Annotated in this window: 14 protein-coding genes; 7 read left to right on the forward strand and 7 right to left on the reverse strand. The window is 65.3% G+C overall.

The window, feature by feature from the left end:
* Positions 1–313: 313 nt before the first annotated feature.
* From QW868_RS30350 to QW868_RS30375, 6 genes are all read left to right on the forward strand, one after another.
* On the forward strand, positions 314–1,117 hold the full coding sequence (locus QW868_RS30350; protein ID WP_316232277.1) for a crotonase/enoyl-CoA hydratase family protein: 804 nt from the start codon (positions 314–316) through the stop codon (positions 1,115–1,117).
* A 1-nt stretch (position 1,118) separates the two neighbouring features.
* Entirely contained in the window at positions 1,119–3,020 is a 1,902-nt protein-coding gene (locus QW868_RS30355) for a feruloyl-CoA synthase (RefSeq protein ID WP_316232278.1), read from the forward strand.
* A 25-nt stretch (positions 3,021–3,045) separates the two neighbouring features.
* On the forward strand, positions 3,046–3,810 hold the full coding sequence (locus QW868_RS30360; protein WP_315783751.1) for an SDR family NAD(P)-dependent oxidoreductase: 765 nt from the start codon (positions 3,046–3,048) through the stop codon (positions 3,808–3,810).
* Positions 3,811–4,050: 240 nt separating this feature from the next.
* Positions 4,051–4,470 (forward strand): thioesterase family protein, encoded by a 420-nt coding sequence (locus QW868_RS30365; RefSeq protein WP_315813435.1) that lies wholly within the window; start codon positions 4,051–4,053, stop codon positions 4,468–4,470.
* Between the two features lie 213 nt (positions 4,471–4,683).
* A complete protein-coding gene (locus QW868_RS30370; protein ID WP_315734724.1) occupies positions 4,684–5,829 on the forward strand; it encodes an ABC transporter substrate-binding protein in 1,146 nt (381 codons plus the stop codon).
* A gap of 102 nt (positions 5,830–5,931) precedes the next feature.
* The gene (locus tag QW868_RS30375; RefSeq protein ID WP_315772632.1) at positions 5,932–6,738 is read left to right on the forward strand and encodes a shikimate dehydrogenase; all 807 of its coding nucleotides are present in this window, start codon (positions 5,932–5,934) and stop codon (positions 6,736–6,738) included.
* Between the two features lie 29 nt (positions 6,739–6,767).
* Here the strand turns inward: QW868_RS30375 and QW868_RS30380 are convergent, their stop codons facing one another.
* From QW868_RS30380 to QW868_RS30390, 3 genes are read right to left on the reverse strand one after another with little or no spacing between them, the layout of a single operon-like run.
* Entirely contained in the window at positions 6,768–7,493 is a 726-nt protein-coding gene (locus QW868_RS30380) for an ABC transporter ATP-binding protein (protein ID WP_315753527.1), read from the reverse strand.
* Complete coding sequence (locus tag QW868_RS30385; protein WP_316232279.1) at positions 7,490–9,259, reverse strand: branched-chain amino acid ABC transporter ATP-binding protein/permease; 1,770 nt, start codon at positions 9,257–9,259, stop codon at positions 7,490–7,492. Before QW868_RS30385 ends, QW868_RS30380 begins: the two co-directional genes overlap by 4 nt.
* Positions 9,260–9,262: 3 nt before the next feature.
* A complete protein-coding gene (locus QW868_RS30390; protein WP_315734716.1) occupies positions 9,263–10,303 on the reverse strand; it encodes a branched-chain amino acid ABC transporter permease in 1,041 nt (346 codons plus the stop codon).
* Positions 10,304–10,500: 197 nt separating this feature from the next.
* On the opposite strand from QW868_RS30390, the gene QW868_RS30395 reads away from it, so the two are divergent.
* Positions 10,501–11,007, forward strand: coding sequence for a MarR family winged helix-turn-helix transcriptional regulator (locus QW868_RS30395; protein WP_315734713.1), 507 nt, complete (start codon positions 10,501–10,503; stop codon positions 11,005–11,007).
* 18 nt (positions 11,008–11,025) lie between these two features.
* On the opposite strand, the gene QW868_RS30400 is transcribed toward QW868_RS30395, so the two are convergent.
* From QW868_RS30400 to QW868_RS30415, 4 genes are all read right to left on the reverse strand, one after another.
* Complete coding sequence (locus QW868_RS30400; RefSeq protein WP_316232280.1) at positions 11,026–12,306, reverse strand: glycerate kinase; 1,281 nt, start codon at positions 12,304–12,306, stop codon at positions 11,026–11,028.
* Positions 12,307–12,334: 28 nt separating this feature from the next.
* Positions 12,335–13,558, reverse strand: coding sequence for an ABC transporter substrate-binding protein (locus QW868_RS30405; RefSeq protein ID WP_315734709.1), 1,224 nt, complete (start codon positions 13,556–13,558; stop codon positions 12,335–12,337).
* Between the two features lie 249 nt (positions 13,559–13,807).
* The gene (locus QW868_RS30410) at positions 13,808–15,031 is read right to left on the reverse strand and encodes an ABC transporter substrate-binding protein (protein ID WP_315734707.1); all 1,224 of its coding nucleotides are present in this window, start codon (positions 15,029–15,031) and stop codon (positions 13,808–13,810) included.
* A 313-nt stretch (positions 15,032–15,344) separates the two neighbouring features.
* Positions 15,345–16,568, reverse strand: a complete 1,224-nt coding sequence (locus QW868_RS30415) for an ABC transporter substrate-binding protein (RefSeq protein ID WP_315775507.1) — start codon at positions 16,566–16,568, stop codon at positions 15,345–15,347.
* Positions 16,569–16,574 lie beyond the last annotated feature (6 nt).

The raw sequence follows: 16,574 nt of genomic DNA on the forward strand, positions 1-16,574 counted from the left end.
TGCACCTGTGGTACCTGCCGCCTGCATTTTTTCTCGCAGGCGGGCCGCAGGCGTCAGCCGACGCCTGGCCTTCCCTGTGCCCTCCGCATGAGAGGGCGATCCAAATCAGCAAGCCCCGGGCGTGATTTCGCCGCGGGAATGCCGGATCATGTCATTTGCCTTTGCGCGCAGGCGGGTCTTACGATGCTGCGCGTGACCGAGCCCTCGGCGGCTTGTTCTTTTGCATCGCACAACATGATGTCGGGCGCCGCTTGTTGACTCCCGCGAAGATCGTTATAAAACATAACTATTCTGAACAGGACACAATCAAGCGATGGGAAACGCCGACACCGCCACGCCAGCGGGCGATCCGTCTCTGCTGCAGATCGAACAGCAGGGCGCCGTCCTGACGATCGGGCTCAACCGCCCGGCCAAGCGCAATGCGCTGAATGACGGCATCATCCTCGCCATCGGCGATTGCTTCACCAGCCTGCCCGAAGACGTCCGCTGTGTCGTGATCCACGGCATCGGCGACAATTTCTCCTCCGGCCTCGATCTCTCCGAATTGCGCGAGCGCGACGCGACCGAGGGATTGGTGCATTCGCAGATGTGGCATCGCGTGTTCGACCGCATCCAGTACTGCCGCGTGCCGGTGATCGCCGCGCTGAAGGGCGCCGTCATCGGCGGCGGCCTCGAACTCGCCTGCGCCGCGCATATCCGTGTCGCCGAGCCGTCGGCCTACTTCGCGCTGCCCGAAGGCCAGCGCGGCATCTTCGTCGGCGGCGGCGGCTCTGTTCGATTGCCGCGCCTGATCGGCGTCGCCCGCATGATGGACATGATGCTGACCGGCCGGGTCTATTCGGCCACCGAAGGCTCGTCCTACGGCTTCGCGCAATATCTCGTCGAGGCCGGCGCCTCGATGACCAAGGCGATGGAGCTGGCGACGAAGATCGCGAACAACGCGCCGCTGACCAATTTCGCGGTGCTGCAGGCGCTGCCGATGATCGCCGAGGCCAATCCGCAGACCGGCCTGCTGATGGAATCGCTGATGGCCACCGTCGCGCAGAGCGACAAGGAGGCCAAAAATCGCATCCGCGCCTTCCTCGATCACAAGACCGCAAAAGTGAAGCCGACGTGACATGACCGCACAAACAATAACAAGCACACAGGGAGGAACGGACGACACGGCGCGCACCGCCAGTGTTCATCCGTTGCGCGCGATCTCGTTCAACGACCCGGCCGTCACGGTCGACCGCCGCGACGACGGCACCATCTATCTCCGGCCGAAGCAGCCGCTCGGCGACTATCCGCCGCGGATCACCGACCGGCTGCATCACTTCGCCAAAGCCACGCCTGAGCGTGTGTTCATGGCCGAGCGCGTTGGCCCGGAGGGCTGGCGCGAGCTGACCTATGCCACGCTGCTGGCGGCGAGCCGGCACATCGCGTCGGGGCTGCTCGCGCGCGGGCTGTCGCCGGACCGGCCGGTGATGATCCTGTCGGGCAATTCGATCGATCATGCGCTGGTCGCGTTCGGCGCGCTCTATGCCGGCGTGCCGTTCTGCCCGGTGTCGCCAGCCTATTCGCTGGTGTCACGCGACTACGGCAAGCTCGCTTATCTGATGAAGCTGCTGACGCCGGGCCTCGTCTTCGTCGACGACGCCGACAAGTTCGCCGACGCGCTCGTCGCCAACGTGCCCGAGGGCACCGAGATCGTGGCGTCGTTCGGCTCGGTGCCGGGCCGCAAAATCACGATGCTCGCCGATCTGATCGCATCGCCGCTGTTCGGAGGCCTCGACGCCGCCCACGACAAGATCGGCCCCGACACGATCGCGAAGTTCCTGCTGACCTCGGGCTCGACCGGCAACCCGAAGGCCGTGATCAACACCCAGCGCATGATCTGCGCCAACCAGGTGATGATCCGCGAGACGCTCGCGTTCCTGAAGGACGAGCCGCCCGTCATCATCGACTGGCTGCCCTGGAATCACACCTTCGGCGGCAACCACAACATCGGGCTGACGCTGTTCAATGGCGGCTCGATGTATCTCGACCAGGGCAAGCCGGTGCCGGGCGGGATCGAGGAGACCGTGCGAAACCTGCGCGAGATCTCGCCGACGGTCTATTTCAACGTCCCCAAGGGCTACGAGTCGCTGCTGCCCTATTTCCGCGAGGACGCGGCGTTGCGGAAGTCCTTCTTCCAGCGGCTGCATGCGATGTTCTTCTCCGGCGCCGCGCTGGCGCCGCATGTCTGGAACGAGCTCGACGAGCTCTCGGTGGCCGAGACCGGCACTCGCGTGCCGATGCTGACGGGCCTCGGCTCGACCGAGACCGCACCGTTCTTCATGTCGGTCAATCCACGCACCAGCCGCTCCGGCCATGTCGGCCTGCCGGTGTCGGGCAACGAGGCCAAGCTCGTGCCCAACAACGGCAAGATGGAGGTGCGGGCCAAGGGGCCGAACGTGACGCCGGGCTATTGGCGCCTGCCTGAGGTCTCGGCCGCGGCCTTCGACGACGAAGGCTACTACAAGATGGGCGACGCGCTGAAGCCCGTCGATCCCGACGACTTCAATGCCGGCTTCGACTTCGACGGCCGTGTCGCCGAGGACTTCAAGCTGGCGTCCGGCACCTGGGTCTCGGTCGGCCCGTTGCGGGCGCGCTTCGTCGCGGCCTGCGCGCCGCTGGCGCGCGACGTGATCATCGCCGGCATCAACCGCGACGAGATCGCTGCCATCGTCGTGCTCGACCCCGACGGCTGCCGGCTGATCAACGCGACCTTGCCGTTCGACGATCTCGCCGCCACGGCGGCCGATCCGCTGATCATCGAGGCCTTCCGTGAGCGCTTCGCAAAATTCCTGCAGACCGCGACCGGGTCGTCGACGCGCATCACGCGCGCCGTCCTGCTCGGCGTGCCGCTGTCGATCGACAAGGGCGAGGTCACCGACAAGGGATCGATCAACCAGCGCGCCGTGCTGGAGCACCGCAAGGACCTGATCGAACGCATCTACGCCGCGACGCCGGACGACGACATCATCATCGCCGGCTGATCGACGCATCCAAGGGAGAAACGACATGTTGTTGAAGGATCAGGCCGCCATCGTCACCGGCGGCGCTTCCGGCCTCGGGGCCGCCACCGCCCGCAAGCTCGCTGCCCAGGGCGCCAAGGTCGCCGTGTTCGATCTCAATGCCAAGCTGGCCGAGGAGGTCGCCGCCGAGATCAAGGGCGTGGCCGTGGTCTGCGACGTTTCCGATGCCGCCGGCGCGGAAGCCGGCGTCGCCAAGGCGGTCGAGGCGCTCGGCCAGCAGCCGCGCGTGCTGGTGAACTGCGCCGGCATCGGCGTCGCCAAGCGCGTCGTCGGCCGCGACGGTCCGATGCCGCTGGCCGATTTCGAGAAGGTCATCAAGGTCAACCTGATCGGCTCGTTCAACATGCTGCGTCTGGTCACCAACGGCATGACCAAGCTGGAGCCGCAGGCGACCGGCGAGCGTGGTGTCGTCATCAACACCGCCTCGGTCGCGGCCTATGACGGCCAGATCGGACAGTCCGCCTATTCGGCCTCGAAGGGCGGCATTGTCGGCATGACCCTGCCGATCGCGCGTGAGCTCGCACAGTTCGGCATCCGCGTGCTGACCATTGCGCCCGGCCTATTCCTGACGCCGCTGCTCGCCAACCTGCCGCAGGAGGCCCAGGACTCGCTCGCCGCCGCGATCCCGTTCCCTCGCCGCCTCGGTCACGCCGATGAGTTCGCCGCACTTGCGCTGCATATGGTCGAGAACGCCTATCTGAACGGCGAGGTCGTCCGCCTCGACGGCTCGCTGCGCATGGCGCCGAAGTGATTTTCCGTCATTGCGAGCAGCGTAGCGACGACGTATCCGCCGCAGCCCATCGGGCGAAGGCGGAAGCAATCCAGAGTCCCGACCCGGCCCTGGATTGCTTCGCTTCGCTCGCAATGACGGAGAGAGCCGTAGGGTGGGCAAAGCGCAGCGTGCCCACCGGCCCGGAAAATGGTGGGCACGGCGCGTCGCGCCTTTGCCCACCCTACCGACCGTTGTTGTTGGCGTAGCGAGGCTTAATCGATGTTCGTTCACCGCCGCGACGTGCAGATCCAGTGGGGCGACTGCGATCCCGCCAACATCGTCTACTATCCGCGCTATTTCGCGATGTTCGACGATGCGACCTCTGTCATGTTCGAGGCGGCCGGGTTTTCCAAGCAGGACATCGTCCGCCGCTACGGCCTGGTCGGGATCCCCATGGTCGACACCCGCGCCAAGTTCTACATCCCCTCCACCTATGGCGACTGGATCACGATCGAGAGCCGAATCGAGAGCATCAAGCGCTCGTCCTTCGACGTCACCCACAAGGTGTTCAAGGGTGAGGGGCTGGCCATCGAAGGGTTCGAGACACGGGTGCTGGTCGGGCGCGATCCGGCCGACCCGGACAAGCTGAAATCGGCGCCTTTCCCGGAGGAGATGCGAGCCAAGTTTCTCGGGGAATGAGGCGCGGAAATGGGTGCGACATGCGGCCGTCTTAAGGATGAATCGTCGTCGTGCTTTGGTCGACTGGTGAGAGGTGATCTTCTCGTGTTCAATGCTATGATCACGTTTGGACACGCATCGGCCAGCCGAGATGGAAGACGCCCCTGTCGGGGCGGGACTGCAAACAGGATCGGCGGATCACGAGCTGAACCGAAAAGATTGAGGGAGGATTTTATGAGGAAGGCCTATCTGGCGGCGGCTGGCGTCATCGCGATGCTGGCATCAGCGCCGGCGCTGGCGCAGACCAGCGAGATCACCATCGGCATCACCACGACGACGACGGGGCCGGGCGCGGCGCTCGGCATCCCCGAGCGCAATGCGCTCGAGTTCGTGCCGAAGGAGATCGGCGGCGTGCCGCTCAAGGTGATCGTGCTCGACGACGGCGGCGATCCGACCACGGCGACGACGAATGCGCGGCGCTTCGTGACGGAGTCGAAAGCCGACATCATCATGGGCTCGGCGCTGACGCCGCCGACCATCGCGGTCTCCAACGTCGCCAATGAAGCCGGCATTCCGCATTTCGGCCTGGCGCCGTTCCCGGTCACGCCCGAGCGCACCAAATGGTCGGTGGTGATGCCGCAGCCGGTGCCGATCATGGGCAAGGTGTTGTACGAGCACATGAAGGCGCACAACATCAAGACCGTCGGCTACATCGGCTACTCCGATTCCTACGGTGACCTCTGGTTCAACGACCTGAAGAACCAGGCGGTGCCGATGGGCATCACGATCGCCGACGAGGAGCGTTTTGCACGTCCGGATACGTCGGTCACCGGCCAGGTGCTGAAGCTGGTCGCTGCCAATCCGGATGCCATCCTGGTCGGCGCCTCCGGCACCGCGGCGGCGCTGCCGCAGACCGAGTTGCGCGAGCGCGGCTATACCGGCCTGATCTATCAGACCCATGGTGCTGCGAGCATGGACTTCATCCGCATCGCCGGCAAGGCGGCGGAAGGCGTGATCATGGCGTCCGGTCCGGTGATGTCGCCGGAGACGCAGGACGACAGCGCGCTCACCAAGAAGCCGGGCATGGAGCTCAACAAGGCCTATGAGGGCAAATATGGCCCGAACAGCCGCAGCCAGTTCGCCGGCCACTCGTTCGACGCGTTCGAGATCCTCAAGCGCGTGATTCCGGTGGCGCTGAAGACCGCCAAGCCCGGCACGCCGGAGTTCCGCGAGGCCATCCGCCAGGCGCTGCTGACCGAGAAGGACCTGGCGGCCTCGCAGGGCGTCTACAACTTCACCGAAAAGGATCGCTCCGGCCTCGACGACCGCGCCCGCATCATCCTGACCGTGAAGGACGGAAAATACGTCCCGGCGAAGTGAGCTTGCGGGGACCATAGCTTCGATCAGGAAAGGCCGGCTCGGTGAGCCGGCCTTTCGGCCATCAGGACCATGACTTTTAGAGTTTTTGCCGGAAAGCCCGCCATGATCCCTGCGCCCACTGGAGCCACCCGGCTCCACATCATCATCGGCGATCCCATCGCTCAGGTGCGCGCGCCGGCCGGCGTCAGCCAGGCCTTTGCCGATCGCGGCAGCGATGCGATCCTGGTCGCGGTGCAAGTCGCGCCGGCTGATCTCGCCGACTTCCTGGCGACGATGACCCGCGTGAAGAATCTCGACGGCATCGTCGCGACCATTCCGCACAAATTCGCCTGCTATCGCGCCTGTGCAACCGCGACCGAGCGCGCGCGTTTCATCGGCGCCGTCAATCTGATGCGCCGCAGCCCGGACGGCGGCTGGCATGGCGACATGGTCGACGGTCTCGGCTTTGTCGGTGCTGCGAGGGCAAAAGGCTTCGAGCCCGCCGGTGTGCGCGCGCTGCAGGTCGGCGCGGGTGGTGCCGGCTCGGCGATTGCCCTTGCATTGATCGATTCGGGCGTGCGCGAACTCGCCATTCACGACAGCGATCCAGGTCGTCGTGACGCGCTGATCGCGCGCCTCAATGAACGGGGTAGGGGCCGCGCGCTCGTCGGCAGCACCGATGCCGGTGGCTTCGACATGGTCGCGAATGCGACGCCTGCGGGCATGCAGCCCGGCGATCCCTTGCCCGTCGATATCGCGACGATCAACTCGTCAGCCTATTGCGGCTGTGTCATCACCCGGCCCGAGGTCTCGCCCTTCATCGCCGCTGCGCGCCAGCGCGGCTGCCTGACGGCGACCGGCACCGACATGTACCGGGCGCTGGAGCGCGTGATGGTCGATTTCCTGCTGTCGAAGGAGGCGCCCTCCTGAAGCAGCGCCTCACCCCATCGACATCAGGCTCAGCTCGCGGCCGTCTCGGCAAAGCCGAGATAGCTCGCCGCCACCCGCTCGTCGGTGGCGATCTCGCTGGCCTTGCCGTTGAGCACGAACTCGCCGAGCTCCATCACATAGGCGCGGTCGGCGACCTGCAGCGCGGCCTTGGCGTTCTGCTCGACCAGCAGCACCGAGACGCCTTCCTGGCGCAGCTTGGCGACGATCTCGAAGATGCCGGCGACGATGATCGGCGCCAGACCGAGGCTCGGCTCGTCCAGCATCAACATCTTCGGCGCACCCATCAAGGCACGGCCCATCGCCAGCATCTGCTGCTCGCCGCCGGAGAGCGTGCCGGCGAGCTGCTTGCGCCGCTCCTTCAGCTTCGGAAACAGCGTGTAGACGTGCTCGAAGCCGCGTGCGGCGTGCGCCTTCGACATTCTGAAAGCGCCGAGCTGCAGATTATCCTCGACGTTCATGGTGGCGAACAGCTCGCGATGCTCCGGCACCAGACAGAGACCGCGCGCGACGCGATCCTCGATCTCCAGCCGGGCCATGTCCTCGCCGAGGAACGCGACGCGGCCCTTCAGCGGAAACACGCCCATGATGGCACTGAGCAGCGTGGTCTTGCCGGCGCCGTTGGCGCCGATGATGGTGACGATCTCGTTCTCGGCGACGGTGAGCGAGACCGAGCGGACCGCCTCGACCTTGCCGTAGGAGACGTGGGCGTCGGTGACTTCCAGCAGCGTGCTCATGCGGTGGCTCCGAGATACGCCTTGATGACCTCGGGATTGGTCTTGATCGCGGCTGGTGTGCCCTCGGCGATCTTGGTGCCGAAATCGAGCACCACGATGCGGTCGGCGAGGTCCATGACAAATCCCATGTCGTGTTCGACCAGCAGCACCGACATGCCGCCGGCGCGGAGGTCGCGCAGCAGCGCGCCGAGGCGCTGCTTCTCCATGTGGCGCAGGCCCGCGGCCGGTTCGTCGAGCAAGAGCAGCATCGGATCGACGCACAGCGCGCGGGCGATCTCGACGATGCGCTGCTGTCCGAGCGATAGCGAGCCGGCGAGCTGGTGCATCTGGTCACCGAGCCCGACGCGCTCGATCTGGCGCGCGGCCTCGGCGAGCAGCTTGGCTTCGTCGCCGCGGTCGAGCCGGAACATGCTGGAGAGCGCGCCGGAGCGGCCGCGCAGATGCGCGCCGATCGCGACGTTCTCCAGCACCGTCATGTCCGGCACCAGCTTGACGTGCTGGAAGGTGCGGGAAATGCCGAGCTTGACGACGTCCTGCGGCGGGGCGTTGCCGACGGCCTTGCCGAGCACCGCGATGTTGCCGGAGGTCGGCGGCAGCACGCCGGTGATCAGGTTGAAGGTCGTGCTCTTGCCGGCGCCGTTGGGACCGATCAGCGCCACGATCTCGCGGGCCTGGACGTCGAACGAGACGTTGTTGACCGCGACCACGCCGCCGAACTGTTTTCGCGCGTTGTCGACCTGCAGCAGTACGTTTGGAGTCGTCGCAGATCGCTCCCGCGCCGGCAGCTTGACCGACGTGTCCGGCTGCTTGGCAACAGGCTTGAACGGCAGCCGCGCCGTCAGCCACGGCCACAGGCCGGTCGGCGCAAGCTGGAGAAGCGTGACGAGGAGGATGCCGAACACGATGGTCTCGAGCTGGCCCTCGCCATGCAGCAGCAGCGGGAGATAGCTTTGCAGCACCTCCTTCAGCACCACGACGATCGCCGCGCCGAGCACGCCGCCCCAGACATAGCCGGCGCCGCCGACGACGGCGACGAACAGATATTCGATGCCGGCCTGGGCGCCGAACGGCGTCGGGTTCACCGCGCGGGTGAAGTGCGCATAGAGCCAGCCCGAGAGGCCGGCCAGGACGGCCGCGTAGATGAACACCAGGAGCTTGGCGCGGGGCGCGTAGACGCCGAACGCTTCCGCTGCGATGTGGCCCCGACGCAGCGCGCGGATGGCACGGCCGGTGCGGGAGTCCAGCAGGTTCATCGTCAGCAGCGCGGAGATCAGCACGGCAGCCCAGATCGCGAAATAGATCGTGCCGGGATCGAGCATCTTGAGGCTGCCGATCGACAGCGGCGGGATGCCGGAGATGCCGTCATTGCGGCCGAGGAAGGCGAGCTTGCTGAACAGGTAGTACAGGCCAAGGCCCCAGGCGAGCGTGCCGAGCGGCAGATAGTGGCCGGACAGCCTGACCGTGACGAGGCCGAGCAGCACCGCGGCGAGGCCGGAGACCAGCAGCGACAGCGGCAAGGTCAGCCAGGGCGATACGCCGTAATTGGCGGACAGCACCGCAGTCGTGTAGGCGCCGAAGCCGACAAAGGCGGCCTGGCCGAACGAGGTCAGACCGCCGACGCCGGTCAGCAGCACCAGCCCCATCGCGACCAGCGCGGAGAGGCCGATATTGTCGAGCAGCACGATCCAGAACGGCGGCATGCCCGGGATGAACGGGATCGCCGCCACAATGACGGCAAAGACGATGAGAGGCCAACGCTCGCGCACGGCTCAATCCTTCTCTTCTTCGACCGCGGGCGCGGCGAGCGAACGCAGCAGCAGGACCGGGATCAGCAGCGTGAAGACGATCACTTCCTTGAAGTTCGAGGCGTAGAACGAGGAGAACGCCTCGACGATGCCGACGACGAGCGCGGCGACCGCGGTCAAGGGATAGCTGATCAGGCCGCCGATGATCGCGGCGATGAAGCCCTTGAGGCCGATCAGGAAGCCGGTGTCGTAATAGAGCGTCGTGATCGGGACGATCAGGATGCCCGAGAGCGCGCCGATGGTGGAGGCCAGCAGGAACGCGATCTGGCCCGAGAGCGTGGTGCGGATGCCGACGAGGCGGGCGCCGAGCCGGTTCACGGCGGTGGCGCGCAGCGCCTTGCCGTAAAGGGTCAGGCCGAAGAACAGCCAGAGGCCGACGATGAAGGCGACGGTGATGCCATAGACCGCCATGCCCTGGCCGGTGAAGCGCAGCGAGCCGAGCGTGGCGCTGGCCGTGAGCAGCGTCGGGCCGCGCTGGCCCTCGGCGCCGAAGAACAGCAGGCCAAGGCCCTGCAGCGCCAGATGCACGCCGACCGAGGCGATCAGCAGCACCAGCACCGAGGTGTGGGCGAGCGGCTGGAACACGATCCGATACAACGACAGGCCGATGCTGGCGACGATCAGCAGCGACAGTACGAGGCTGACGCCGGCCGGCATGCGCTGATCGGCGGCCCACATCGTGGCGAGCATGACGACCACCGGGAAGGCGACGTTGAGGCCGAAGGTGCGAAGGATCTTCGGCATGTGCAGCGTCTTGCGCATCGCATAGAGGTCGAAGGCAAAGGCCACCAAGCCGATCACGACGGCAAGCTTCGCGGTCCCCGGCGTGCGGCCGGCCGCGAGCGAGGCATAGGTGAGGGCGCCGTAGGTGACGAATTCGCCCTGCGGGATCAGGATCACCCGGGTGACGGCAAACACCAGCACGAGCGCCAGCCCGAGCAGCGCGTAGATCGCGCCATTGGTAATGCCGTCCTGCAACAGGAACAGCAAGATCGTTGTGTTCAAGACAGGACGCTCCCCCTCTGTGGTGACCGGGCGCGGCCGGCGCCCTGCGCCATCCACCGGTCTTGGGCAGTTGAATTCGGCTGCCCGTGTTTGATATAGTGGATAACAATTATCGATTATAATCTCAAGGCCGCTGTTCCGGCTGCGGCATTCGGGACCAGGGATGGAAGCCATTGTGATGAATTCGGCGGATCGTGATGGCCGATAGCGCCAAGCCCGTCGGCAAGAGGGAAGGCCGGAAGGAAGCTGCCGTAGCCGTCGAGGAGACGCAAGCGGTCCAGCTCGGCGAGCTGTCGGATCTGCTTGGCTATGTGCTGAAACGGGCGCAGTTGAAGGTGTTCGAGGACTTCCTGCGCTGCGTCGCGCCGCTGCAACTGACGCCGGCCCAGTTCTCGGTGCTGCTGCTGCTCGACGCCAATCCGGGCCGGAACCAGACCGAGATCGCCAACACCCTGGGCATCCTGCGGCCCAACTTCGTGTCCTTGCTGGACAGCCTGGAGAGCCGCGACCTGTGTGCGCGGGTGCGTTCGGCCAACGACCGGCGCTCGCACATCCTGATGCTGACCGAGAAGGGCCGCGCCGTGCTGGCCCGCGCCAAGAAGCTGGTGGTGTCGAAGCACGAGGCGCGGCTCAACGAGCTGCTCGGACCGGATGGGCGCGAGGCGCTGCTGGCGATGCTGACCAAGATCGCGGAGGAGTTCTGAAGGACGCAGTCGCGCCCCTCAATCGACCAGGATGACCCTGACGTCGTTGACGTTGGTGAGCGTCGGTCCCGTTTGCAGCAGGCCACCGGTCGCGGCGAAAAATGTGGTGGCGTCGTTGTTGGCGAGATAGGCCTGCGGATCGAGCCCCTGCGCCCGCATCGCGGCGATGACCTCGGCATCAACGAGCGCACCGGCCGGATCGGAGGCGCTGCCGCCGCCGCCATCGGCGCCGTCGGTGTCGCCGGCGAGCGCCGCGACGCCCTCCATGTCCTTGAGCAGGTCGGCGAGCGCGAGCGCATATTCCTGGTTCGGGCCGCCGCGGCCCTGGCCGCGCACCGTCACGGTGAGCTCGCCACCGGAGACGATCGCCATGCGGCGGCCGAGCGCGCGGGCCTCCCGCGCCAGCTTGGCGTGGTCGGAAGCAACCTCGCGGGCCTCGCCCTCGAGGTCGGCGCCGAGATCGAGCACGTCGTAGCCGGCGGCCTCGACACTGGCCACGGCGGCTTTGAGCGAGCTGGCGGGACGCGCGATCAGCTCGAACGAGGCGCGGGCAAAGGCGGCATCGCCGGGCTTGCAGCTCTCGTTGGCAGGGTCATCGAGCGCCCGGGCGATGGCCGGGTCGACCTCGAGCTTGTACTTCGCAACGATCGCGCGGGCATCGGCCAGCGTGGTCGGATCCGGCACCGTCGGCCCCGATGCGATGGCCGAGGGATCGTCATGCGGCACGTCCGAGATTGCGAGCGTGACGATCTCGGCCTTCTGCCCGGCCCTTGCGAGCCGGCCGCCCTTGATGCGCGACAGATGCTTGCGGACGGTGTTCATCTCGCCGATCGGCGCACCCGAGCGCAGCAGCGCACGGGTCAGCTGCTGCTTCTGCGCGAAGCTCACGCCATGGGCCGGCGCAATCCAGTTGGCGGAGCCACCGCCGGAGATCAGCACCAGCATCAGGTCGTCGGCTTCGGCCGTCGCCGCCAGCTGCAATGTGTCGTCTGCCGCTTTCAGCCCGGCCTCGTCCGGCATCGGGTGGCCGGCTTCGATCACCTTGACCCGCCGGGTCGGCACGCCATGGCCGTGACGGGTGGTCGCAATGCCGGTCAGCCTCGCCGGATCGAACCCGAGCGTGTCCAGGTAATGCCGCTCGGCGGCCACCGCCATGGCCGCGGCGCCCTTGCCTGCGGCGAGGCAGATGATCCGCCCCCGGGGTGCCGCCGGCAGATGCGCCGGAAGCACCATTTCGGGATGCGCCGCGGCGACCGCGGCATCGAAAATGGCGCGCAACAGCGGACGGCGGCCGGTCATGCGGCGCCGCCCGTCCGACGTGCAAAGCCTATTTGAGCTCGCCGCTCATCACGTCGCCGAACAGCTGCCAGCGCTCGCCCTTGAACTGCATCAGCTGCAGCTGCTCGATCGGCTGGAAATCGTCGGGACCCGTGGTCAGCGTGATGCCAGGCAGCAGGCCGCCCTGCGCAAACTGCTTCAGGCTTGCCGCCTGCTTCATGACATTTGCGCGAGTCAGTTCGTCGCCGCATCGCTTCAGCACCTCGACCATCGTGGTGGCGATGTTGTAGCCGGTCAGCGCCGACGAATCCACGGGGTTGATTTCCGGCAGATATTTGGCGAGCAGCTCCCTGAACGCGCCGAGGCCCGGGTCGTTGGCCCATTGCGGATCGGACGCGTCCTTGGCGTAGGCCGCCGAGATCACCCCTTGCGAGTTCTCGACGCCGGCCGGCCGCATCACGGCCGCGGTGGAGGCACTGACGTTCGAGATGATGGTCAGCGGCTTCCAGTTCATCTCGCCGAGCTTCTTGATCGCCTGCGCTCCGGACTTCGGCGTGGTGAACAGCACGACGATGTCGGGGTTGGCCGACTTCATCTTGACGATGTGCGATTCAACCGTGGGTTCGGCGATCTCGTAGCTCTCTTCCAGCACCAGGCGCGACGCATCACCGAGCCCGTCCTTGAGGCCCTTCAGGTAGTCCTTGCCCATGTCGTCGTTCTGGTAGAGCACGGCGATCTTGCCGGCGGGCTGCTGCGCGGTGAGATACTTTGCGTAGATGCGCGCCTCGGACTGGTAGCTCGGCAGCCAGCCCATGGTCCATGGAAATGTCTTGGGCTCATTCCACTTGGTGGCGCCGGTCGCGACGAACAGCTGCGGCACCTTCTTGGAGTTGAGATATTTCTGGATCGCTGTATTGGGCGCGGTTCCGAGCACGCCGAACAGGAACAGCACCTCGTCGCTCTCGACGAGCTTGCGCGCCTGCTCGACCGTCTTCGGCGGCGAATAGGCGTCGTCATAGGAGATGAAGTTGATCTTGCGGCCGTTGATGCCGCCGTCGTCATTGACCTTCTTGAACACGGCCGTCATCGCCTTGCCGACCGAGCCATAGGCCGACGCCGGGCCGCTATAGGGCACGATATTGCCGATCTTGATCTCGGTGTCGCTCGCGCCGGTGTCGTATTTCTTGTCGGCATGGGCGCTGCCGGCAACTGCGCCGGCCAGGGCGAGACCGAGCATGCTGGAGACGGTGCGGCGGGTGAGGGCAGTGGTCACGTGGGGACTCCTTCTCGGCCTTGGAGCTTGGCCTTGTTGTTGGATCCGCCCGCAAGGCGGGCGACTCGTTTCACTCCGGACGAGTCCCCATAGCGCAGCCGCGCGCTCGGCGTAACCGCCGCCGCTGCATGACCGCCTCTCTTTCAACTCCTAGCTTAAGAAATTCTTGGCAAAGACAGCAAAGATGCTTGGAGAGAGCGCCGCCTGCGGCGGGAGGCCGCAGGAGGCGGTTTCAACTGCGTTCCGTCGTTAGCCGCCGACGTCGGCGGAGATCACGTCGCCGAACAGCTCCCACTTCTCGCCCTTGAAGCGCATCAGCTGCAACTGGCTGACGGGTGCGAAGTCGGTCGCCGAGGTGTTGATCGTGATGCCAGGCAGCAGCATCTCGGTGCGGAAGTTGCGCAGGGATGCGGCCTGCTTCATGACGTTCTCGCGGGTGAGGTTGTCGCCGCACTGTTTCAGCACTTGGACCAGCGTCTGCGCGACGCTGTAGCCGACGACCGTTCCGCCGTCGAGCTTGTCGCCATCGGGAAAATCCTTGGACATGAAGTCGAGGAATTGCTTCATCCCGGCATCGTCCTTCCATTGCGGATCGGAGACGTCCTTCAGATAGGCCGCCGAGATGATGTCCTGCGAATTCTCATAGCCAGCCGGCTTCAGGACGCTGCCGACGGAGGCGGAAACGTTGTTGAGGATATGCAGCGTCTTCCAGTCGATCTCCTTGACCTTCTTGATTGCCTGCGCCGCAAATTTCGGCGTGGTGATGTTCACGAATACGTCGGCGCCCGTGGACTTGAGTTTGACAATGTGATTGTCGATCGAGGGTTCGGCGGTCTCGTAGCTCTCCTCCATGACGATCATTGAGGCGGCCTTGGCGCCAAGCCCGTCCTTCAGCCCTTTCAGATAGTCCTTGCCGTAATCATCGTTCTGATACAGCACAGCGATCTTGGCGTCCGGCTTTTCCTTCAGCAGATATTTTGCGTAGATTCGGGATTCGCTCTGGTAGTTGGGCTGCCAGCCCATGGTCCAGGGGAAATCCTTCGGGTCGTTCCACTTGGTGGCGCCGGTGGCGACGAACAGCTGCGGGACCTTCTTCGAGTTCATGTATTTGTGGATTGCCGAGTTCGGCGGCGTGCCCAGCGAATTGAAGATGAACAGCACCTCATCGCTCTCGACCAGCTTGCGTGCCTGTTCGACTGTCTTTGGCGGCGAATAGGCGTCGTCATAAGAGATGAAGTTGATCTTGCGACCGTTGATGCCTCCCTCGGCGTTGATCTTCTTGAAGTAGGCCGCTTCCGTCTTGCCGATGATGCCGTAGGCCGAGGCCGGCCCGCTATAGGGCATGATGTTGCCGATCTTGATCTCGGCGTCGGAGGCGCCGGTGTCGTACTTCTTGTCGGCGGCGATTGCGGAGCTCGAGGCGAGGACGATGGCGGCGGCCGAGGCGAGGGCGGCCCTTCGCGTGATCATCATGGTGCGTTTCTCCCGTGTTGGTTTGGTTGACGTGTCGCGGCCGCCTTGATGGAGGCTCTTGTTACGCCCGGAACTATAGCAGAGCTGCACCGGGGTGGTTGCGACATCACGGCACGGTCCGTGTTTTCGCGGTGCCTGGGCGGTCCATGTCATGTGCAACTGCGAGAGATCGGCGCAATCTCCGCGAGTGAGTGCTCTGCAAGAACAGCCTGAGATAAATGGCTCGATGCCGATCCAGATATGAAAAAGCCCTCCGCGCCGATAGCGCGGAGGGCCAGTGGAGATCGGCACCGCTTTCTGCGGCGATGCGCGATTACTCGATGGCGCCGCTGATCGCCTCGCCGAACAGCTCCCACTTCTCGCCTTTGAACCGCATCATCTGCAATTGCTCGATCGGCGCGAAGTCGGTGGCCGAGGTGTTGATCTTGACGCCCGGCAGCAGCGTGTCGGGTGCGAAGTCCTTCAGGCTCGCGGCCTGCTTCATCACATTGGCGCGGGTGAGGTCGTCACCGCACATCTGCAGCACCTTCACCAGCGTCTGCGCGGCGCCGTAGCCATAGACCGTCGAGCTGTCGAGCTTGTTGGCGTCGGGATAGTGCTGCGCGAGGAAGTCGAAGAACTTCTTCATGCCGGGATCATCGTTCCACTGCGGATCCGCAGCATCCTTGGCATAGGCGGCCGAAAGAATCCCTTGCGAGTTCTCGAAGCCGGCCGGCTTGATCACGCTGCCGACGGAGGCCGACACGTTGACGACGAGATGGGTCGGATGCCAGTCGATCTCGGCGAGCTTCTTGATCGCCTGTGCAGCGAATTTGGGCGTCGTGACGCTAAAGAACACGTCCGCGCCCGAGGCCTTGAGCTTGACGATGTGGCCGTCGATCGAGGGCTCTGAGGTCTCGTAGCTCTCTTCCATGACGATCATGGACGCGGCCTTGTCGCCCAGGCCGTCCTTGAGGCCCTTGAGATAGTCCTTGCCGAAATCGTCGTTCTGGAACAGCACCCCGATCTTGGCGCCGGGCTTGTCCTTGAGCAGGTACTTCGCGTAGATGCGGCCCTCGCTCTGGTAGCTCGGCTGCCAGCCCATGGTCCACGGGAAGTTCTTCGGGTCGTTCCACTTGGTGGCGCCGGTGGCGACGAACAGCTGCGGGATCTTCTTGCCGTTGAGATATTTTTGGATCGCCGAGTTCGACGGCGTGCCGAGCGGATTGAAGACGAACAACACCTCGTCGCTCTCGACCAGCTTGCGCACCTGCTCGACCGCCTTGGGCGGCGAATAGGCGTCGTCATAGCTGACGAAGTTGATCTTGCGGCCGTTGATGCCGCCCTCGGCGTTGATCTTCTTGAAATACGCCTCCTCGGTCTTTCCGATCACGCCGTAGGCGGACGCGGGGCCGCTATAGGGCATGATGTTGCCGATCTTGATCTCGGTGTCGGAGGCGCCGGTGTCGTATTTCTTCTGGGCGAGTGCTCCGCCCGAGGTGAGGGCGATGACCGCCGTCGCGAGCGCGGCGATTCGTAGTTGCTGAACGAGCTGCAAGAGTTC

It is taken from the genome of Bradyrhizobium sp. SZCCHNR1051 (assembly GCF_032489615.1).
In the GTDB taxonomy this organism is placed as follows: domain Bacteria; phylum Pseudomonadota; class Alphaproteobacteria; order Rhizobiales; family Xanthobacteraceae; genus Bradyrhizobium.